Source organism: Methylocystis rosea SV97 (assembly GCF_000372845.1).
Taxonomy (GTDB): domain Bacteria; phylum Pseudomonadota; class Alphaproteobacteria; order Rhizobiales; family Beijerinckiaceae; genus Methylocystis; species Methylocystis rosea.
On sequence record NZ_KB889963.1, the window covers coordinates 1,640,165 to 1,660,554 of the forward strand.

The window sequence follows — 20,390 nt, forward strand, 5'->3', positions numbered from 1 at the left end:
CGCGGTCATCGAGTCAGGGGCGCTTTTGCGGGCTTGAGCGCCGCGTAGATGGCCATCGCGTGGCCGCGACCCAGACCAAAATCGTCGCTGAGCCACTTGACGATCTCGCCGGCTTTGACGCCTTCCTTCAATTTCCCTTGTTGAGTGAAGCCCTTCTCGTCCGCGAGATTCTTAAAGTCGTCGACCCCCTTGCCCGTCTTCGCTCGGATATTGTCGAGATAAGCCTGGAACGTCATGCGCAATCGCTCCATGTTATATATATTCAATATAGTGAGATATATCTAATATGTCCGAACAGGGCAAGCGGCCATACGCATCGAAACTCCGGAGCCGGTCGGCGGAAAGCACCCGGACCCGAGTTCTCGACGCCGCGAAGGAGCTTTTCGCAAGTCAGGGAATAGACGGGGTCACCATCGCTAGGATCGCCGAAAAGGGCGGCGTGGCCGCCGCCACTGTTTATTCGCTGTTCAAGTCAAAGGAGGGATTGCTCCACGCGCTGATGCATGCCGGCCTATTCGGCCCACAATTTCAGGAAGCCGTTGCAAGGCTGGAAGGGGTGACCGACCCCGTCGAATCAATCGCGATGTCAGCCCATGTCGCACGCGCCATTTACGAGAGCGAAAGCGCGGAGCTTGGATTGATTCGGGGCGCTTCGGCCTTCTCGCCCGCTCTTCGAAAAATGGAGCAAGATTTCGAGAGGACCCGATTTGAGATGCAGGAAAAGCGGGTGAGTTTGCTGTTCGCGGCGGAAAAGCAGCGGAAAGGGCTCCAACTGATCGAGGCTCGGCGCATCCTCTGGATGTATACGAGTCGCGATGTCTATCGCATGCTGGTCCGTGATGGCGGTTGGACGCCGGATCGATATCAAAAATGGCTATCTGAAACGCTCGTGCTAACGCTGGTGAATGCGAATGCGCGACAAGACTGGGCGGCCTCGAGCGATTGACGCCAGATCCGCTCGCGCCGATTCCGGATCGAGGCGGCTGCTATGAGGAGGCTCATGAAGAAGTTCAGACGCCTTTCGCCGCTCGCTCTTCTCTTCGTCCTCTGGCTTGCGCCGACCGCCGCGGCCGAGCCCGGCCCCTGCGCCGATATCGAGGAGGGCGGCGCCGCCTACACAGTATGCGACTTCGACGCGCGCAAGAGCGACATTCGGCTCTTTCTGCGCGACGAGAAAGGCGAAATCTATGGCTCTTTCGCGCGGCTCGCGGACGGACTGGCGAACAAGGGCGAAACGCTCGTTTTCGCCATGAACGCCGGCATGTATGCGGAAGATCGGACGCCGGTCGGCCTCTATGTCGAAAACGGCCGCACGCTGAGCGTCGCGAATACGCGCCCGGGCGCCGGCAATTTCCATCTGAAGCCCAATGGCGTGTTCTGGGTCGACGGCGCGCGCGCCGGCGTCGCCGAGACCGCGCGCTTCCTAAAGAACCCTCAGCGGGCGCAATTCGCCACGCAATCGGGGCCGATGCTCGTCATCGGCGGGCGCATTCATCCCCGCATTCATGGGAACGGCATGTCGCAGAAATTTCGCAACGGCGTCTGCGTCGAGGACGGCCATGTCGCGCGCTTCGCGATCTCCAACCGGCCGGTGACGTTTCATGAATTTGCGCTGCTTTTTCGCGATCGCCTGCATTGCCATGACGCGCTGTTTCTCGATGGCGGCTCGGCGTCGGCGCTCTATGCGCCGTCGCTCTCGCGTCACGACCGTTTCGCGCCGACCATGGGGCCGATCCTCGGCGTCGTCGAGAAGGCGAACCGCTAGCTCAGTCGCGTAAGCGCCGCATTGAGCTTTTCGACGCGCGCCGCCGTCTCTTCACGCCGTTCGCGGTGCTCGTCGATCACCTCTTCTTCGGCCTTGGCGAGGAAGCCCTCATTGGCGAGTTTGGCGTCCAGCTTCTTCAACTCGCCTTCGAGCTTGCCGATCTCTTTCGCCAGTCGCGCCCTCTCGGCGCCAAGGTCGATCACGCCTTCGAGCGGCATGGCGGCGACGCCGCCGCGCACGATGATTTGCGCGCTGCTCTTTGGCGCCGCCTCAGCGAAGCCGATTTGCGAGAGGCGCGCCATCTTGAGGATCGTCTCGTCCCAGCGCGTCGCGCGCGCTTTCAGCGCGTCATCTGCGCCGATCAGCAGCAGCTCCGTCTCGCTCGTCAAATTCATTTCCGCACGCAGCGAGCGCACTTCGGAAATAAGGTCGACGACCCAGCCGATTTCGCTTTCGGCCTCCGCATCTTCGAGTCCCGTGAGCGACGGCCAACTGGCGAGCGCCAGCATCGTCTCGCGCTTGGGACCGTCCGCGCCCTTGATCGCCCAGAGCTCCTCGGTGAGGAAGGGCATGAAAGGATGCAGCAGCGCGTAAATCTGGTCGAGAACGAAGGCGGTCGTCGCGCGAGTCTCGTCCTTGTCCGCGCCGTCGACGCCCTGCAGCAGCGGCTTCGCGAGCTCGACATACCAGTCGCAGAAGACGCTCCAGACGAAGCGATAGACCGCGTTCGCCGCGTCGTTGAAGCGATAGGCCTCGATCGCCGCGCTCACGTCCGCCGTCGTGCGCGTCGCTTCGCCGACAATCCAGCGGTTCAGGGTGATCTTATTGGCGCGCGGATCGTAGCCCGCGACGCGCACGCAGCCGTTGATCTCGGCGAAGCGGGAGGCGTTCCACAGCTTCGTCGCGAAATTGCGATAGCCTTCGACGCGCTGCGTCGAGAGCTTGATGTCGCGTCCCTGCGCCGCCATCGCCGCGAGCGTGAAGCGGAGCGCGTCGGCGCCATATTCGTCGATGAGGCGCAGCGGGTCGATGACGTTGCCCTTCGACTTACTCATTTTCGCGCCCTTCTCGTCGCGAACGAGCGCATGGATATAGACGTCGCGGAAGGGGACCTCGTCCATGAAATAGAGGCCCATCATCATCATGCGGGCGACCCAGAAGAAGATGATGTCGAAGCCGGTGACGAGGGCGCTCGTCGGATAATAACGCGCAAGCTCCGGCGTCTTCTCCGGCCAGCCGAGAGTCGAGAAGGGCCAAAGCGCGGAAGAGAACCAGGTGTCGAGCACGTCTTCGTCGCGCGTCAGAGTCACGCCATCGCCGCGTTTGGCGCGCGCCGTGGCAAGCGCCGCTTCTTCCGTCTCTTCGACATAGGCGTTGCCGTCCTCGTCATACCAGGCGGGGATGCGATGGCCCCACCAGAGTTGGCGCGACACGCACCAGGGCTGGATATTCTCCAGCCACTCGAAATAGGTCTTCTCCCAATTCTTCGGCACGAAGCTCGTGCGGCCTTCGCGCACGGCTTTGAGCGCCGGCTGCGCGAGAGTCTTCGCGTCGACATACCACTGGTCGGTGAGACGCGGCTCGAGCACCGCGCCCGAGCGGTCGCCATGCGGCACCATGTGCTTATGGTCGTCGACGCCCTCGAGCAGCTCGCGCGCCTCCATCATTTCGACGACGCGCTTGCGCGCCGCGAAACGGTCGAGCCCGTCGAGGACGGAGACCGTCGCCGTGAGTTCGGGAGAGGGGTCGACGCCTTCGTGAAACTCGGCGCTGGCGGCAAGCGTCATCTGCGCCTGCGGGTCGAGCACGTTGACGAGACGCAGCCCATGCCGCTTGCCGACCTCGAAATCGTTGAAGTCATGCGCCGGGGTGATTTTCACCGCGCCGGTGCCCTTCTCGGGATCGGAATATTCGTCGGCGACGATCGGGATCAGCCTGCCGACCAATGGCAGACGCACGCGCTTGCCGACGAGCGCCGTATACCGCTCGTCTTCCGGATGCACGGCGACCGCCGTGTCGCCAAGCATCGTCTCGGGGCGCGTCGTGGCGACGACAATATATTCGCCGGTCTCGTTCCCAGCGTCGTCGACGATGGGATATTTGAAGCGCCAGAGGTGGCCCCTCACTTCCACCTGCTGCACTTCCAGATCGGAAATCGCCGTGTGCAGCGCCGGGTCCCAATTGACGAGGCGCTTGTCCTTGTAGAGCAGGCCGTCGCGATAGAGCTGCACGAAAACTTTCACGACCGCGCGTGATAGGCCCTCATCGAGCGTGAAGCGTTCGCGCGACCAGTCGCAACTGGCGCCGAGCTGCTTCAGCTGCTCGACGATCTTGCCGCCTGACTCCGCCTTCCATTCCCACACGCGCTCGACGAATTTCTCGCGTCCGAGTTCGCGGCGATGCTCCTGGCGCTCCATCAGCTGGCGCTCGACGACCATTTGCGTCGCGATGCCCGCGTGGTCGGTGCCCGGCTGCCACAGCACGTCGTCGCCCTTCATGCGGCGATAGCGCACCAGAATGTCCTGCAGCGTATTATTGAGCGCATGGCCCATATGCAGGCTGCCGGTGACGTTCGGCGGCGGAATGACGATGGAGTAGGGCGCCGCCCGCGCGCGTTCGGGCCGTCCGGCGCGAAAGGCTTGCGCCTCTTCCCACGCGTCGCGGATGCGCGATTCAATTGAGGCGGGAGCGAAGGTTTTTTCCATGGTCATTGGGCAGGAGCCTTTTGGCCCCCACCCTGTCCCTCCCCCGCTTGGCGGGAGAGGGGACGCTAACGATCGGCGTTTCGTCGCACGTCAGTGAAGGCTCGAATCTACTCCCTCTCCCGCGAAGCGGGGGAGGGCGGGGGAGAGGGTTACGCCAGCGCCTTGAGCGCGCCTTTGCCGGCGTAGATCGCCGCGTCGCCCAGCTCCTCCTCGATGCGGATGAGCTGGTTGTATTTGGCGGTGCGGTCGGAGCGGGCGAGCGAGCCGGTCTTGATCTGGCCGCTGTTCGTCGCGACGACGAGATCGGCGATGGTCGAATCCTCGGTCTCGCCGGAGCGATGCGAGAAGACGGTGGTGTAGCCGGCGCGATGCGCGGTCTCGACCGAAGCGAGCGTCTCGGTCAGCGTGCCGATCTGATTGACTTTGACGAGCAGCGAATTGGCGACGCCCAACTTAATGCCCTCATTGAGGCGCACGACATTGGTGACGAAAAGATCGTCGCCGACGAGCTGAACTTTGTCGCCGATCGCGTCGGTGAGCTTCTTCCAGCCCTCCCAATCGTCTTCGGCCATGCCATCCTCGATCGACACGATCGGATAGGCGCTGGCGAGCTTGGCAAGATAGGCGACCTGCTCGTCGATCGAGCGCGTCACGCCCTCGCCTTCATAGACATATTTGCCGTCCTTGAAGAATTCCGTCGCGGCGCAGTCGGAGCAAAGATGCACGTCGACGCCGGGCTTGAAGCCCGCCGTTTCGATCGCCTTCATGATGAAGTCGAGCGCCGCTTCGGCGGAGGGAAGATTGGGCGCGAAACCGCCTTCATCGCCGACCGAGGTGCTGAGCCCGGCTTTCTTGAGCGCCGCCTTGAGCGTGTGGAAAATCTCCGCGCCCCAGCGGATGGCGTCGCGCACATTCGGCGCGCCGGTCGGCATGATCATGAATTCCTGGAAATCGATCGGATTGTCGGCGTGCACGCCGCCGTTGACGATGTTCATCATCGGGGTCGGCAGAACCCGCGCCTGCACGCCGCCGACGTAGCGATAGAGCGGCAGCGCCGAGGCCTCGGCCGCCGCCTTGGCGACCGCGAGCGAGACGCCGAGAATGGCGTTGGCGCCGAGTCGCGACTTGTTCGGCGTCCCGTCGAGCTTGATCATCGCCTCGTCGAGGGCGACCTGTTCCTCAGCTTCGAAGCCGAGCAGCGCGCCGGCGATTTCGTCGTTGACGTTGTCGACCGCCGTGAGCACGCCCTTGCCGAGATAGCGAGACTTGTCGCCATCGCGCTTTTCCGCCGCTTCATGCGCGCCGGTCGAGGCGCCGGACGGCACCGCCGCGCGTCCAGACGATCCATCCTCCAGGGTGACGTCGACCTCGACGGTCGGGTTCCCGCGAGAATCCAGAATTTCGCGGGCGTGGATGTCGACGATCTCGGTCATGGATGCCTCTTCATGATGCGGCGCGGAGCGGCGCGACTTCTTAGACCTATTGCGCCGTCCGGAAAAGCCTCAGCCGTAAAAAGGTTCTGCGTCCGGTGCGGGCTTTTGTGGGATCTGTGCTGCGCCGCGGCGAGACGCGCCGGTGAAATCCGTTGACTGGGGAGGGGACCTCCCTATCCTTGAGCTTGATTAATGAGCGGACGTTCGCCGCCAAGCGCGACGGTCGGCGGGAGGTTCGGATGGCCCTAAGCACAACGCGATTCGCGCGTGGCGTCGTGTTCACCCTTTGCTTTGGGCTTTGCAGTCCGGCCAGCGCTTGGGCTCAATCGCCGGAGCACGTCGCCGCCGCCAAGGCGGTTTTGGAGAAATCTCCCGTCCGAGGCAATTGCGCGCCGGCGCAGGAAGATTTTCTGGGCTGGCCGGCGAGCCTCGTGCAGCGGTGCGAATATCAGCACGAGAGTATGCCTGGCCTCGCCTATGTGCTCGACGTCAAGCCGGAAACTCTGGCGCGCTGGGTCGAAACCGGATGCAGCGCGCTGATGGTCGGCGCCGGCCATTGTTTCGACCGGACGTTGAAATGCGCGCTCGACAGCACAGGCGCCAGCTTTGTCATCGGCGGCAATCTGATCGCGGCGCGCAGCGGCGTGAAGCAGAATCGCTTTTATCGCAACGGCGTCGCGATCGTAGCGCCCAAAAGCGGGATGCCGGGCGCCGTGCCGATCCCAGAACAGGAGCAGATCGCGCATATGCCCGAAAAAGACGTTTCGGCGATGCTCGACCGCGGCGGCGTCGCCTTGTGGAACACCTTGCCCTATCAATTCGCGGTGAAGGCGCTCGAAATCGCCGTGCCGGCGGAGATGAACACGCCGGACAGGCGCGAGAAATGGCTCGAAATGGTGCGCATCGAAATGCTGAAGGCGCTGGAGAGCCCCGAGAATCGCCTTCTCTCCGGCTGGATGTCGGCGCATCCGATCACTTTGCGCGCGGGCGAATGTCCCGACTCGCGCGACCCGTGAGCCGTTTGGCGCTTGACGCGGCGGCGATCGCGCCTTTGTTACGCGCATGACCAAGTTACTCGCATGACCAAGACGCATAAGGGCGCCGCGCTGCTCGGCCGCACGGCCGCGCTGCCGGCTTCGCCGGACGAGGCCGAACTCGATCTCGTTCCCAATCCCCACAAAGACGAGACCTATCTCGTGCGCTTCACCGCGCCGGAGTTCACCTCGCTTTGCCCGGTGACGGGACAGCCTGATTTCGCGCATATCGTTATCGACTATGTCCCGGCCGAATGGCTGGTCGAGTCGAAGGCGCTGAAGCTTTACCTTGGAAGTTTCCGAAACCACGGCGCCTTTCACGAAGACTGCACGCTGCGGATCGCGCGCGATCTCGTTGCGGCGATGGCGCCGAAATGGCTGCGCATCGGCGGCTATTGGTATCCGCGCGGCGGCATGCCGATCGACGTCTTCTGGCAGACCGGCGCCCCGCCCGAAGGGCTGTGGCTTCCCGATCAGGGCGTGCCGCCATACCGGGGGCGAGGCTAGACGTTTGGGCCGCCGCAAAGCCCAACCTTGTGCGTCCGCCAGTAAATCACCTATGGGTCACAGCCGTCTCCTGACAAAGAGACCGTCCGATCGCGGGACCCAGAGAACATGAAGCTTCGGACGTTTTTCTCGATCTTCTTCCTGTTGCTCGTCGCTCTCGCGGGCGGCAATTTGGCGCTGGGCGTTTTTCTGGAAAAAGCTCAGAAGAATCTGGAGACATCGCACCGCGAATTGCAATCCTTGACCACGCTTGCTGAGGATTTGGTTTTTTCCTCGCAGTGGCAGACTCGCTTTGCGCGAGGTTACATCTCCAGCAACGATCCGAGACGCGTTGAGTGGTACAACACGATCGAAGACATACTAAACGGCAAAGTCGCTCGACCGAAAGACTATGATGCTGGCTATTGGGACCTCGTGAATGGCGGAATCATTCCGCCGCCCGAGAAGAAAAGCGACCGCGCGGTTTCCATCGAGGAGCGCTTCCTAAGCCAGAATATCACCGCGCATGAATTGAACAAGCTTAAGGAAGCGCGAAGCTTCATGGAAAAAGTAGTCGCGATCGAACGCGCCGCAATGCATGCGGTGGATGGCGAATTCGATGATGGCGCTGGAACCTATTCCCGCAAGGGCAAGCCCGATCGCGCTTTAGCGACAAAGCTGCTGTTCAGCGATGAATATCGCAAGCTCAATGGAGATCTGACTCTGAGAATTGCGCAGATGCAGAACTTGATTCGGCAGAGATACGCCGGACGAATTTCCCAAGAACAGGCGTTCGCCAGCCAATTGTTTGAAGCCAACTCTTACTTGAATATCGGATTGTTTGGCGTGGTTGTTCTGTCCCTGATTTTTTTGCGCAACCGCTTCGCGGTTCGAGCGTCGCATCTCATGTCGGTCGTTCGCGAGATTGGCTCGGGAAATCTGGCGGCTCAAGCATCGGTCTTCGGAAGCGACGAGATCAGCGAACTCGCCACCACCGTCAACACGATGGCTGCAAATCTGAACGTCGCGTTCGACAAGCTCGAAGACAAGATAAAGCTTTCGGGCAAAGCCTTGTCGGACCTCGAGATCGAACGCTCGCGTTCGGAAAAGCTGCTCCACAATATTCTTCCCGCCGCAATCGCTGAAAGGCTGCGGGGCGGCGAGGAGACGATCGCGGAAGTTTTCCCTGAAGTTACGGTGTTTTTCTCCGACATTGTCGGTTTCACCGAACTTTCGGCAAAGCTTGGTCCGCATGCCACCGTCAACATGCTCAACGTCCTCTTCGAGAAATTCGACGAACTGGTCGAAAAGCACGGCGTCGAAAAAATCAAGACGATTGGCGACAGCTACATGGTGGTCGGCGGAGTCCCGAACCGGGACCCGTTGCACTGTCAGCATATCGCGGACTTCGCTTTAGACGCGCAAAGTTTCATCATGAGTTTCGCGGAAGGGCTCTCTTACCCGCTCAAAATGCGCATGGGCGTGCACACCGGCACGGTGGCGGCCGGCGTCGTGGGGAAAAAACGGTTTTCCTACGATCTATGGGGCGATGTCGTGAATGTCGCCAGCCGATTCGAATCGACTTCCAAGCCCGACAAGATTCACGTGTCCGAAGCGGTGAAGGTGCGTCTCAGCGACGATTACGTATTCCTCGACGGCGGGACTATCGAATTAAAGGGCAAAGAGGCGACGCGCTCGTTCTTCCTGATCGGCAAAAAGACGCAGATGCCGGGAATTTTGGAGTTCACGACTCCTGGCGGCGCGCCGGATAGTCCATCCCAACTGCGCCGCGATACGCCTTCATTTGTCCCTGGCTTCGATAGGCGAGCATAGAGATGAGCCAGCTCGCGATCAGGATCGCGGCGATCGCAAAGCCGAAATTGGCGAGATTGTCGTTAAGCCCTTGAACGAGGCGCCAAAGGCCGCCTTCGAAGCCGAGCTTATCGCCGATCAAGCCGAGCGCTTCGATGCCGCCGATGAAAATGGCGACGATCACCGACATCGCGGTCATGACCAGATTGTACCAAAGTTTCCTCAACGGATGGTCGAACGCCCAGCCGTAGGCTCCAGTCATCACGAGGCTATCCGTGGTGTCCATCAAGGTCATGCCGGCGGTGAACAGGGCGGGAAACACCAGAATCGTCGAAAATGACATGCCTTGCGCGGCCTGCGCCGCCGAAATCCCGAGCAGGCCGATCTCCGTCGCCGTGTCGAAGCCCAATCCGAATATAAATCCAACGACATACATGTGCCATGACCGCGACACGAAGCGGAACAGCGGGCGGAAAACCCGGGTGAACAAGCCTCGCCCGTTGAGCAGACGGTCGAGGTCCGCTTCGAGCACCGGCTCGCCAAGTCGGGCGCGGTTGTAGGCCGACCAGATGCCCCTGAGCAGGAGCAGGTTTGCAAGGCCGATGACAATGAGGAACGAAGCAGACGCCATCGTGCCGATGGCGCCTCCTAGGGCCTGAAAGTCACGCGCCTGGCCCTGCATGGCCACGGCCGCCGCCGCCATCATGACCGAAGCGAGGGTGACGAAGGTGGAGTGGCCGAGCGAGAAGAAAAATCCGACGGAATAGGGCGTCTTGCCGTCCTGCATCAATTTGCGGACGACATTGTCGATGGCGGCGATGTGATCGGCGTCGAACGCGTGGCGAAGTCCGAACATAAAGGCCAGAACGGCCGCTCCCATCAGGCCCGGCCGATCCGAGAAGGCCGTCCACGCCCAAGTCCAGGCGAAGACATTCGCCACGATAATCAAGCCATAGGTCGCCGCAGCCTTGGCTTTGAAATTTTCGCCTTGGTCGTCGAAAGGATTGAGCGCCATGACCCCCCGCCTGAGCAATGCAGCATTCTAGCGTAATCGCTTAATTATGAAAGTTCATACGTTGGTCAGCGCTTCTCGACCATCCGTTGGCTGCGCGCAAGGCTTCGCGGATCGCCTTCGCCAGACCGTCTCTTGAGCAAGATGGTTTGCGCAGCTTCGATTTTGATAGGATGCGCGATCAGGCGGAAGCGCCGGGGAACGACATGCTGTCGGAAGAGAATATCGCCGAGTGGCGGCTCTGCGCGCCTTCGCTGCGGGAAGCGGAACTCTCCGATGGCGAAACGCTGTATCGGCAAGGCGAGGAGCCGGGCTTTCTCTATTGTTTGATGCGGGGCGTCGTCAGGCTTTCTCATGTCGCGGAAAGCGGAGCGCAGATCACGCTTGCCATCGCGGGCGCCGGCGAACTCTTCGGGCGCGTTTCGCCAGGGCGAGCCTCGGCGCATGCCGCAAGCGCCATCGGCGAAACGTGCGTCCTGATGTTCGACCCTTCGGACGTGGCCCGTCTCCTCGCGAAAAGCCCATCGTTCGCGAGCTTCCTGAGCGCCGGACTGGAGGCGTCGCGGGAACGCGCCGAGCGCAGGCTGATCGACCGCCAGACCAAGTCAGTCGCCGCGCGGCTGATCGAGACGCTGGGGGAGCTTGCGCTCGCCTTTGGCGCGCCCTGTCCGCATGGCTATTCGCTCGAGATCCGGCTCACGCAGCAGGACATCGCCGATCTCGTCCATGCCAGCCGCCCAGTCGTGACGCGGATCATGAATGATTTGCGGCGCCGGGGGGCGCTCGACTATCGGCGCGACCTCATCTGCGTCAATCACGTCGCGCTGCAATCCCTGGCGAAGGAAAAAGGCGGCGATCTGTGATCAAGATGACAGACCGCCACTGCGCCGCGCGGTAACGACAAGCGCGGCGGCCGATCCGCGCCGCCAATGCGGAGAAACCACAATGAAACCGCTCCCGGCGCGCCTGCATGGCTATCTCGACTATCTGACGGTTTTGATTTTCCTGGCCGCGCCAGCCGTGCTTGGCTTCGGTGGCCTGCCGGCGAAGCTCGCCTGGCTGCTTGCGGGCGTGCATCTGGCGATGACGCTCGTGACGAAATTTCCGCTCGGCGTCTTTCGGCGATTGGCCTTCGCGCTTCATGGCTGGGTCGAAAGGATCGTCGGCCCAGCGCTCATCGCCATCGCTTTTCTTCCCGATATTTTCAGCGTCAAGCCGGCCTTCGCTTTTTTTGCCGGCATGGGCCTTATCATCATCGCGGTCGGCTGGCTGACCGATTACGCGGAGGCGGATTAACGCCGACGCCCCCTCCCGATCAGGCTTTCGGCCCGTCGGAGGAATGACAGGCGCATAGGAATTGCTCCGACCTTCTTCAGACGCGCTTTTTCGCCAGACGGTCGAACGCCATCAGCTCCTTGACCATTGTTTCGAGTTCGCCGAGCGGAATTTGCGTCGCGCCGTCCGAGATCGCCGCGCCCGGATCGGGATGCGTCTCGATGAAAAGCGCCGCGACGCCGACGGCGACCGCGGCGCGGGCGAGCGTTGCAACGAAACGCCGCTCGCCGCCCGACGACGTCCCTTGTCCGCCCGGCTGCTGCACGGCATGCGTCGCGTCGAAGACGACGGGCGCGCCGGTCTCCCTTAAAATCGGTAGCGAGCGCATATCGGCGACAAGCGCGTTATAGCCGAAGCTCGTCCCCCGCTCGGTGACGAGGACGCCGGCGGCGCCGGCCTCACGCGCTTTCTCGACGGCGTGGACCATGTCCCACGGCGCCAGGAACGGACCCTTCTTGATATTGACGGGGCGTCCGGTTTTCGCCGCGGCGACGATGAGATCGGTCTGCCGGGAGAGGAAGGCGGGAATCTGCAAGAGGTCGGCGACCTCGGCGACGCGCGCGCATTGCCATGCTTCATGCACGTCGGTCGTTATCTGGAGGCCGGTCTTTTCCTTGATTTCAGCAAAGATCGGTAGCGCGGCGTCGAGGCCGACGCCCCGCGCCGCTTCGCCGCTGGTGCGGTTCGCCTTGTCGAAGGACGCCTTGAAGACGACGCCGATCTTCAGCCGCTCGCCGAGCCGGGCAAGCTCTTCAGCGACCTTGAGCCCCATGTCCGCGCTTTCAAGCGCGCAGGGGCCGGCGATAAGCGTCAGCGGCCGATCATTGCCGATCTCGACGCGGCGCGGGCCATCTCCGATGATTATGCTTGTCACCCCGGGTTTTTGTCATGTTTTCACGAGCCGCGCGACCTCGGCGCGCAGCGCCGGCAAGACGTCGGCTTCGAACCAGGGATTTCGCTTCAACCAGCCGATATTGCGCCAGGATGGATGGGGGAGGGGAAAAATCAGCGGCCTAGCGCTCGCAAATTCGCGCCAGCGCGCGACGATCTCGGCGACGCTCGCGCTCCTCGGCAAAGCGTGGCCGAGCCGCTCGAAATGATAGTCCTGCGCATATCTGCCGATTGCGACGACCGTCTCGATCTGCGGCAGCGCTGCGAACAGCGAGTCGTGCCAGCGCGGGCGACACTCGGGGCGCGGCGGCAGGTCGCCCCCGGCGGCGTCGTAACCCGGAAAGCAAAAGCCCATGGGCACGATGGCGATACGCGAGACGTCATAGAAGGTCTCGCGATCCACGCCCATCCAGTCGCGCAGACGATCTCCAGAGGGATCGTTGAAAGGAACGCCGGTCACATTGACGAGATTGCCGGGCGCCTGGCTCGCGAGCAGCAGCCGGGCGGTGGGCGAGACGCGCAACACCGGGCGCGGCTCATGCGGCAGCTTTACGCCCTCGGGCGTTTCGGCGCAGACGCGGCAGGCGCGGATGCACGCCGTGATCTCATCGAGTTTCCTGCCCGACACGCGCCGCATCAGGGAACGACGCTCGGGCGCGCCGAGACGTCCGCCCGCCAGCGGGAGAGATTTGGTAGTGCGTCAGGGATCTCGACCCGGGCGACCTTCGTCAGATCCATGGCGACGATGGCGGTGATATCGGCGATCGTGAATTCATCCGAGGCGATGAAGCGCCGCGAGGCGAGTTCGCCATCGAGAAAGCGCATCATCTGTTGCGCGCGCGGCCGCTGATGCTCGGCCAATTGCGGGAGCTGCGGAGACTCGAGCCGCGCCAGCGCCGGATGGCTGTGCCGGAAGGCCAGCGCCACCGGCGTGAACAGGCGGAATTCCACCCGGCGCTGCCACATTTCGACGAAGGCAGTTTCCCGCGCGTCGCGCCCGAAAAGCGGCGGCTCCGGATATAGCGACTCGATGTAGCGGCAGATGGCGACCGACTCTGTGAGCTTCGCGCCGTCGTCGAGCACGAGCGCCGGAACTTCCTCCAGCGCATTGACCGCCGCATAGGACTCCTGCTTGTGCTCATGGGACATGAGGTTGACGTCGCGAAGGGGAATCGTGACGTTTTTCTCAGCCAGAAAAATGCGGACGCGTCTGGGATTGGGCGCCAGCGGCGTATTATAGAGCAGCATCTCCGCCTCGGTTTCGGCTCGAATATGGGTGGACCGGACGCGATTGGTGAGGGCGCCGTCAAACTTTCAAGAGGCGCGCCCGCTGGGCGGCTCGCAGTTTCGCAGCCGTAACGTAAGTTAGGCGCGATGACGAACGATCTCCCGACTCACTCCTCCGCCGCGCTCGTGCTGTTTTCCGGCGGGCAGGATTCCACCACCTGCCTTGCCTGGGCGCTGTCACGCTTCGAGCGCGTCGAGACGGTCGGATTCGATTACGGCCAGCGCCACCGCGTCGAACTCTCGCGCCGGGCCGGTTTGCGGGAAGGGCTCGCGCGGCTTTCGCCGCTTTGGGCCGAGCGGCTTGGCGAAGATCGCACGATTTCGATCGAAGCGCTCGGCGCGATTTCCGAGACGGCGTTGACGCGCAACGCGGAGATCGCCTTCGCCGCCGACGGGCTTCCCAACACATTCGTTCCAGGGCGCAATCTGCTGTTTCTGACCTTCGCCGCGGCGCTCGCCTATCGCCGCGGCGTCAACGATCTCGTCGGCGGCATGTGCGAGACCGACTATTCTGGCTATCCAGACTGCCGCGACCAGACGATCCGCGCCATGGCGCAGGCGCTCAGTCTCGGCATGGATCGCAGCATGAATATTCATACGCCGCTGATGTGGATCGACAAGGCGGCGACCTGGCGATTGGCGGAATCGCTCGGCGGCGAAGCGCTGGTGCGGCTCATCGTCGAAGAAACCCACACTTGCTATCTCGGCGAGAGGGGCCGCCGCTTCGACTGGGGCTATGGCTGCGGCGAATGCCCCGCCTGTAAGTTGCGCGCGCATGGCTGGGAGAACTATCGCGCCGGACAGACGAGCGCGACGGCCGAGACCTTCTGATCTTCGAGTGTGGCGCCGAGGCCACAGTCGGCGCCGACCTGCTCACGCCGAGCCACAGCGTATTGACACGGCTCAGCCCGCCTCGGCTATGTTATGTTATAACATAATCAGCGAGAGCGGGCGTCCATGAGGAAGAGCGTTTTGGCCGGCGCAGCAGCCGGCGGCGCCGTAGTCGGGATTTTCATCAGCGTCGCGAGCGCCTTGGCTCAGCAGGCCTTGCCGCCGATTGAAGTCGGCTCCGTGAGTCCGATCAAGCGCGCCAAAATCGTCTCCCCGCCACAGACTCCCCCAGCGCCCGGCGGGCGCAACCGCAGCGTCGCCGGCCCGAGCGGACCCGAGCCGCGCGAACCGGCCGTGGCGCCGCTAGGCGTCCTTCCCATCGTCGCCGATCAATTCGCGACGGTCACGGTCGTCACCAATGAGGAGCTGCGGCGCTCGCCGGGCGCGACGCTTGGCGACGTGCTCTTCGCCAAGCCGGGCGTCACCGGATCGACCTTCGCGCCCGGCGCGGCGAGCCGTCCCATCGTGCGCGGTCTCGACAATTACCGGGTGCGAATCCAGGAAAACGGCGTCAGCAACAGCGGCGTCTCGGAACTTGGCGAGGATCACGCCGTACCGCTCGATCCCGTCGCCGCGAGCCAAATCGAGGTGGTGCGCGGCCCGGCGACGCTTCGCTGGGGGTCGCAAGCGATCGGCGGCGTCGTCAATGTCGAAAACAACCGCATTCCCACGGCCTTGCCGTGCCGTCTCGCGCTCATCCCAACGGCCGAGACGGAGGGTTGCTCGGTCGTCGAGACTCGCGGCGCGGTGATGACCGTCGACAACTCGCTCGAGAACGCGACTCTGCTCGACGTCGGCCGCGGCAACGTCGCCTTCCACATGGATGTCCATGGCCGTCGCAGCAGCGACTACCTTATTCCCGGCTATCCATACCTTTTTCCGCCGGATCCGCCGCCGCCGGTCTTCGGACGCCAGCCCAATTCGTCAATGCGCTCGGCCGGCGGTTCGGTGGGCGGCTCCTATTTCTTCGACGGCGGCTTCGTCGGCGTCGCGGTGACGCAGTTCAACTCGCGCTATCGCATCCCTGGCATTGAGCCGACGGAGACCAATACGCGCATCGAACTTCGCCAGACGCGCGTGACGACCAAGGGCGAGTTCCGTCCGCAGTCGGCCTATATCGAAGCGGTCCGCTTCTGGGCGGGTCTGACCGACTACAAGCACCACGAACTCGCCAATGAGGGGGGCTTCGACGGCGTTCAGCAGACCTTCACCAACAAGGATCTCGAGGCGCGGGTCGAAACCCAGCTTCGCCCGGTCGACTTGTCCTTCGCGACTCTGACCAGCGCCTTCGGCGTGCAGGGGATGCATCAGATCCTGACTTCGCCAGGACGCGAGGGCGGGCTCTTCGACCCCAATCGGACGCGAAGCGTCGCCGGCTATTGGTTCAATGAATTCAGACTGACCGACACATCGAGAATGCAGCTGGCCGGACGCATAGAACACGCGACCGTCTCCGGCGCATTTCCCGAACTCCTCGTCTTCGACGCATTTCCCGAACCCCTCGCTGATCCGGCGCTGCAAGTCGCCCGCGTGCGAAATTTCACGCCAAAGAGCGGGGCCTTTGGGTTCCTCCAGGATCTGCCGCAAGGCGTCGTCGCCAGTCTGACCGCCCAATATGTCGAACGCGCGCCGCGCGCGCCCGAGCTCTTTTCGCGCGGAATCCATGAGGCGACGGGCACTTTCGACATCGGCAATCCGAATCTTCGAATTGAAGGGGCGAAGACCATCGAAATCGGCTTGCGCCGCCCAGTCGGCCCATTCCGCTTCGAGGCGACAGCCTACCTCACGCGCTTCGACGGCTTTATCTTCCGAAATCTCACCGGCGCGGTCTGCGAGGAAGATATTGCGAGCTGCGCCTTGGAAGGCGAGGGCGATCTGCGCGAGGCGATCTATTCGCAGCGCAATGCGCTCTTCCGGGGCGGCGAGTTTCAAAGCCAACTCGACGTCGCGACGCTGGCAGGCGGCGTTTTCGGGGCGGAGCACCAGTTTGACGTGGTGCGGGCGACATTCGTGGGCGGCGGCAACGTCCCCCGCATCCCGCCCGTGCGGCTCGGCGGCGGATTGTTCTGGCGAGATTCGAATTGGCTGCTGCGGGTCAATTTTTTGCACGCCTTCGCGCAGCGCAACATCGACCTGACCAATGAAACGCCAACGAAGGGCTATAATCTGCTGAAGGCCGAAATCAGCTACCGCATGCTGCTCGATCCGGGCGATCCGCTGAGCCGCGAGTTGCGGCTGGGACTCGTCGGCGACAATCTCCTCAACGAGGACATCCGCAACAGCGTCTCCTTCCGCAAGGATGAGGTGCTGCTCCCGGGGGCGAATCTGCGGTTTTTCGCCAATGCGCGCTTTTGACGTTCTAGGCGTTTCGGCTTGATCGCCGGGGCGAAATAGGGCATAGGCGGGGCCAACGAAGCGCTGGGCGTTATCCCGGCCAGTTCACCATTGCCGGGGATAGACCGATGAAAGTCCGCAACTCTTTGAAATCTCTGCGTTCGCGCCATCGCGCCAACCAGATCGTGCGCCGCAAAGGCCGCGTCTACATCATCAACAAGGTGCAGAAGCGCTATAAGGCCCGCCAGGGCTGAGTTCCGCCACGCCTGTTGATCCAGACGCATGAAGAAGGGCCGGAGCGTCAGCTCGCGGCCCTTTTGCATTATCGCTTAGGTTGCGCAGGCTACCGGCCGCCGCGCTAGGCGTTCGTGTTCTCCGCAACGCCCATGAGCGCCAGCACATGCGCGTTGACGCTGCGGCTCAGAGCGTCGACGTCATAGCCGCCTTCGAGCATTGAGACGATGCGGCCGCCGCAGCGCCGGTCGGCGATATCCATCAGCCGTTTGGTCGCGTCGCCGAAATCCGTCTCGCGGAGCCGTAGGCCGCCGAGCGGATCGCGCTCATGGGCGTCGAAGCCCGCCGATATCAGGATCAGGTCGGGCGCGAAATCGCGCACCCGCGGCAGGATTCGGTCGGCGAGCGCTTCGCCAAAGGCGTGCCCCGTCGAGCCGGCGAGGAGCGGCGCATTGACGATGTTGTCATGGTCGCCCGTCTCATTACGTCCGCCCGTGCCTGGATAAAAGGGCGCCTGATGCGTCGAGCAGAACAGCACTTTGTCGTCGGCCCAGAAAATCTCTTGCGTGCCATTGCCGTGATGGACGTCGAAGTCGACGATCGCCACCCGTTCCGCCCCATGCGCCGCCAGCGCGTGGCGCGCGGCCACGGCGATATTGTTGACGAAGCAAAACCCCATCGGATTGTGCACGCCGGCGTGATGCCCAGGCGGGCGGACGGCGACGAAGGCGTTGTCGGCCCGTCCCGACATGACTTCGTCCACTGCCGCGACGGCGCCGCCGGCGGCGCGCCAAACCGCTTCGATCGTCTGCGGACACATCAGCGTGTCGCTGTCGAGCGCCGAATAGCCTTCGCGCGGCGCCGCGTGCGCAAGGGCGGCAAGATAGGATTGGGGATGGACGCGTTGCAGGGATTCCGCTTGCGCTTGGGGCGCGCTCATCCGGCTCAGCGACGCGAATCGCTCTTGCTCCAAGCCGCGCTGGATCGCCCGCAACCGTTCGGGAGCTTCGGGATGGCCGGGACCCATCTCGTGAAGGAGCCCGCTTTCATGTGTGACGAGGAGGGTTTTCAATGCTGCGACGCAATCCAAGCGGGCGACGCTACGCCAGTCAACGCATGGATTTTCGGCCTTCCGCGGCCTCCTGTCCATGAAAAAGAAACAGTAAAGCTCAAGCGCGGGGCCGCGGCGGTTAGCGTGGCGCCGGCGCAACAGTAAGGGAATAATTCGGAAGACGTGATCCCAGCGCCAAAGTTCATGATAAGAAAATCGTAACAACTGTTTTGCGGCGGAAAGGAGTGCCTGAAATGAGTTTCAGATATGTGACAGCGGCGTCTGCGCTTCTCGCTGTTTTTCTGGCGGGTTGCAACGGCGGAACGCCTCTTCCCGATCCGAGGCTTAACGGTCGCGACGCCGAATTCATGGCGCTTGCTCCCAAGGCTGGGGTGAGTTCGCAATACGAACGCTACCTCGTCGATTATAAGACGAACGAGCCCGTCGGTTCGATCATCGTCGATAACCGCTCGAAATTTCTTTACTATGTCTTGCCGGGCGGAAAGGCGGTGCGCTACGGCGTCGCCACCGGTCAGGACGCGATGGCCTTCACCGGCCGGGCCTATGTGGGCGGCATGCAGGAATGGCCGCGGTGGATCCCGCCAAAAGACATGCTCGAGCGTTGGCCGCATCTCCAGCCGACGGCGGACGCCGGCGGTCTGCCGGGCGGTCCCGACAATCCGCTCGGCTCGCGCGCGCTCTACCTTTATCAGAACGGCAGGGATACGCTCTATCGTATCCATGGCACTAATGAGCCGGACAAGATCGGACAGGCCGTATCCTCGGGCTGCATCCGCATGCGCGACATCGATGCGATCGATCTTTACAACCGCGTGAAGGTCGGCACCAAGGTCGTCGTCCTCTAAGGCTTCGCCCGTTTATCAAGCTTCCTGCGACGCCCTCCGCCCAGCGCGCGAGGGCGTCGTCTTTTTTGCCATACGATTCCCGGGCGCAGTCGCTCCGCGCCCGCGCGAGTATGACCGAGGTTTCTCGACGCCCCGCCCCGGCATTCGCCCGTGTGCGCTCTCGCACGGCGCCTTGGTAAAGCGGACCTTAATGTCGCGAATGTTCGCGGGGTGCGGGCGATCGAAGAAGGGGATTGATTATGCGTCCGACGACAAGCATGGGCTGCTTAGTCCTGGTGGTCAGCATTCTGTTGCTGGAAGTCGCCGGCGCGGGCGCTTACCTCGCGTCGTCCGCGCAAGCGAAACCCTCGGACCCTTGCTACGGCTATGCGATTTGCCAGTAAAAATTTTCATTCGGTCGCTCAAATCGTGGAACGCGCGCGCGACATTTGCGTTTCTGTTCTGAAAGGCCGGCGTGCCCAAAATCAATGCTCGAAAGAGCGGAGACTCGGAGCGCCGCGCCTTTCAAGTTTTTATAACTGTTGCAGCGAGAGGCGGAAGGCTGGGCCTGTCATGCGCAATTTGGTTTTGTACGTTTTGATGCTGTTCCTGTTCGCGGCTGGTGTTGCAAGCGCCACGACAATTCTCTCCCGACCGTCGCCCAACGGCGACGATTTCTGCTTTGGATATGCAATCTGCGAATAATCAGGCGGACCGTTTCTGACGCGCCAGTTCGCGCATGCGCGCGACGCTGCGCGTCAGCGAGCCTGCTTCAACGCCGATGAACGTTTCTATTCGCCCGCACATCGCGTCGGCGGCCTCACAGACGCGTTGCTTGAACGGCGCGACCAGTCTGGCCGCCCAGGCGCGAATCTCGAGGACAATTGAATAGATCTGACGGAAGCGGTCGATCTGCATCAGCTTGTCCCGGCAGATATCGAAAAGAAACGACATGACGCCGAGCGCCAGTGTTTTGGCGAGAAGAATCGCCAAAAGCCCCGTGAACACATGACCATGCGCGATTAACTCAAAACCAACCAGCTTGGCCGGGATAATCGCGAACGCTGGCGCGATAAATATCGCCAATGTTTTTAGGGGCGTAAGCGTCGCGACGAAGTCCTTGAACTGCTGCTCGTAACGTTCAAGCCCTAGCGCGCGTCCAAGATCGTGCAGCCATTCGCTGAAATGATACCACAGCCAGGTTTCGACCAGAAAGAGGACGGCGAGCGCGAACCAAAACGCCTCCCTCAGGCGCTGTTTCCAATTTTCCATACG

The 20,390-nt window shown here is 62.6% G+C and carries 20 protein-coding genes; 11 read left to right on the plus strand and 9 right to left on the minus strand.

The genetic code is table 11. The annotated features are described in order from the left end of the window. Positions 1–5: 5 nt before the first annotated feature. Positions 6–236: a DUF4287 domain-containing protein gene (locus tag A3OO_RS0108595; protein ID WP_040573753.1), complete on the minus strand. Its 231-nt coding sequence runs from the start codon at positions 234–236 to the stop codon at positions 6–8. 50 nt (positions 237–286) lie between these two features. Here A3OO_RS0108595 and A3OO_RS0108600 point away from each other — a divergent pair, with 50 nt between their 5' ends. Beyond that, positions 287–946: a TetR/AcrR family transcriptional regulator gene (locus tag A3OO_RS0108600; RefSeq protein ID WP_018407432.1), complete on the plus strand. Its 660-nt coding sequence runs from the start codon at positions 287–289 to the stop codon at positions 944–946. Between the two features lie 54 nt (positions 947–1,000). Continuing rightward, entirely contained in the window at positions 1,001–1,765 is a 765-nt protein-coding gene (locus tag A3OO_RS0108605) for a phosphodiester glycosidase family protein (RefSeq protein WP_018407433.1), read from the plus strand. Here the strand turns inward: A3OO_RS0108605 and A3OO_RS0108610 are convergent. Continuing rightward, positions 1,762–4,470 (minus strand): valine--tRNA ligase, encoded by a 2,709-nt coding sequence (locus A3OO_RS0108610; RefSeq protein ID WP_026222813.1) that lies wholly within the window; start codon positions 4,468–4,470, stop codon positions 1,762–1,764. The two genes, A3OO_RS0108605 and A3OO_RS0108610, sit on opposite strands and share 4 nt — an antisense overlap. Positions 4,471–4,619: 149 nt before the next feature. Beyond that, positions 4,620–5,903 (minus strand): phosphopyruvate hydratase, encoded by a 1,284-nt coding sequence (eno, locus tag A3OO_RS0108615; RefSeq protein ID WP_018407435.1) that lies wholly within the window; start codon positions 5,901–5,903, stop codon positions 4,620–4,622. A 239-nt stretch (positions 5,904–6,142) separates the two neighbouring features. Here eno and A3OO_RS0108620 point away from each other — a divergent pair, with 239 nt between their 5' ends. The 3 genes from A3OO_RS0108620 to A3OO_RS0108630 all read left to right on the plus strand — a co-directional run bounded on the left by A3OO_RS0108620 (position 6,143) and on the right by A3OO_RS0108630 (position 9,256). After that, positions 6,143–6,919, plus strand: coding sequence for a hypothetical protein (locus A3OO_RS0108620; protein WP_018407436.1), 777 nt, complete (start codon positions 6,143–6,145; stop codon positions 6,917–6,919). A 63-nt stretch (positions 6,920–6,982) separates the two neighbouring features. Then, positions 6,983–7,444 (plus strand): preQ(1) synthase, encoded by a 462-nt coding sequence (gene queF, locus A3OO_RS0108625; protein WP_018407437.1) that lies wholly within the window; start codon positions 6,983–6,985, stop codon positions 7,442–7,444. Positions 7,445–7,552: 108 nt separating this feature from the next. After that, positions 7,553–9,256 carry an adenylate/guanylate cyclase domain-containing protein gene (locus tag A3OO_RS0108630; RefSeq protein WP_018407438.1) on the plus strand — a complete coding sequence of 568 codons (1,704 nt, stop codon included), beginning with the start codon at positions 7,553–7,555 and terminating at the stop codon, positions 9,254–9,256. Here the strand turns inward: A3OO_RS0108630 and A3OO_RS22930 are convergent. Then, on the minus strand, positions 9,168–10,250 hold the full coding sequence (locus tag A3OO_RS22930) for a HoxN/HupN/NixA family nickel/cobalt transporter (RefSeq protein WP_083909747.1): 1,083 nt from the start codon (positions 10,248–10,250) through the stop codon (positions 9,168–9,170). The two genes, A3OO_RS0108630 and A3OO_RS22930, sit on opposite strands and share 89 nt — an antisense overlap. Positions 10,251–10,420: 170 nt before the next feature. On the opposite strand from A3OO_RS22930, the gene A3OO_RS0108645 reads away from it, so the two are divergent. Further along, the gene (locus A3OO_RS0108645) at positions 10,421–11,110 is read left to right on the plus strand and encodes a Crp/Fnr family transcriptional regulator (RefSeq protein ID WP_245257137.1); all 690 of its coding nucleotides are present in this window, start codon (positions 10,421–10,423) and stop codon (positions 11,108–11,110) included. A gap of 82 nt (positions 11,111–11,192) precedes the next feature. Then, entirely contained in the window at positions 11,193–11,543 is a 351-nt protein-coding gene (locus A3OO_RS0108650; protein ID WP_018407442.1) for a hypothetical protein, read from the plus strand. A 76-nt stretch (positions 11,544–11,619) separates the two neighbouring features. Here A3OO_RS0108650 and kdsA read toward each other — a convergent pair whose 3' ends face one another. The 3 genes from kdsA to A3OO_RS0108665 are packed head-to-tail and all read right to left on the minus strand — an operon-like array spanning position 11,620 to position 13,721. Further along, complete coding sequence (gene kdsA / locus A3OO_RS0108655; RefSeq protein ID WP_018407443.1) at positions 11,620–12,456, minus strand: 3-deoxy-8-phosphooctulonate synthase; 837 nt, start codon at positions 12,454–12,456, stop codon at positions 11,620–11,622. Positions 12,457–12,468: 12 nt separating this feature from the next. After that, on the minus strand, positions 12,469–13,110 hold the full coding sequence (locus A3OO_RS0108660; protein ID WP_018407444.1) for a uracil-DNA glycosylase family protein: 642 nt from the start codon (positions 13,108–13,110) through the stop codon (positions 12,469–12,471). Continuing rightward, positions 13,110–13,721: a glutathione S-transferase family protein gene (locus A3OO_RS0108665; protein ID WP_018407445.1), complete on the minus strand. Its 612-nt coding sequence runs from the start codon at positions 13,719–13,721 to the stop codon at positions 13,110–13,112. The genes A3OO_RS0108660 and A3OO_RS0108665 overlap by 1 nt, the downstream gene beginning before the upstream one ends. Positions 13,722–13,847: 126 nt before the next feature. Here A3OO_RS0108665 and queC point away from each other — a divergent pair, with 126 nt between their 5' ends. From queC to ykgO, 3 genes are all read left to right on the plus strand, one after another. Next, on the plus strand, positions 13,848–14,591 hold the full coding sequence (gene queC, locus A3OO_RS0108670) for a 7-cyano-7-deazaguanine synthase QueC (RefSeq protein WP_018407446.1): 744 nt from the start codon (positions 13,848–13,850) through the stop codon (positions 14,589–14,591). Positions 14,592–14,717: 126 nt separating this feature from the next. Then, positions 14,718–17,006, plus strand: coding sequence for a TonB-dependent receptor (locus A3OO_RS0108675; protein WP_018407447.1), 2,289 nt, complete (start codon positions 14,718–14,720; stop codon positions 17,004–17,006). 107 nt (positions 17,007–17,113) lie between these two features. Further along, positions 17,114–17,239, plus strand: coding sequence for a type B 50S ribosomal protein L36 (gene ykgO, locus A3OO_RS0108680; protein ID WP_018407448.1), 126 nt, complete (start codon positions 17,114–17,116; stop codon positions 17,237–17,239). Between the two features lie 104 nt (positions 17,240–17,343). Here the strand turns inward: ykgO and A3OO_RS0108685 are convergent, their stop codons facing one another. Further along, complete coding sequence (locus tag A3OO_RS0108685; protein ID WP_198008855.1) at positions 17,344–18,246, minus strand: histone deacetylase family protein; 903 nt, start codon at positions 18,244–18,246, stop codon at positions 17,344–17,346. A 278-nt stretch (positions 18,247–18,524) separates the two neighbouring features. Between A3OO_RS0108685 and A3OO_RS0108690 the strand changes: the two genes are divergently transcribed. Continuing rightward, on the plus strand, positions 18,525–19,136 hold the full coding sequence (locus tag A3OO_RS0108690) for a L,D-transpeptidase (protein WP_018407451.1): 612 nt from the start codon (positions 18,525–18,527) through the stop codon (positions 19,134–19,136). A gap of 684 nt (positions 19,137–19,820) precedes the next feature. Here A3OO_RS0108690 and A3OO_RS0108700 read toward each other — a convergent pair. Further along, entirely contained in the window at positions 19,821–20,387 is a 567-nt protein-coding gene (locus tag A3OO_RS0108700) for a hypothetical protein (protein ID WP_018407454.1), read from the minus strand. Between the last annotated feature and the right edge of the window lie 3 nt (positions 20,388–20,390).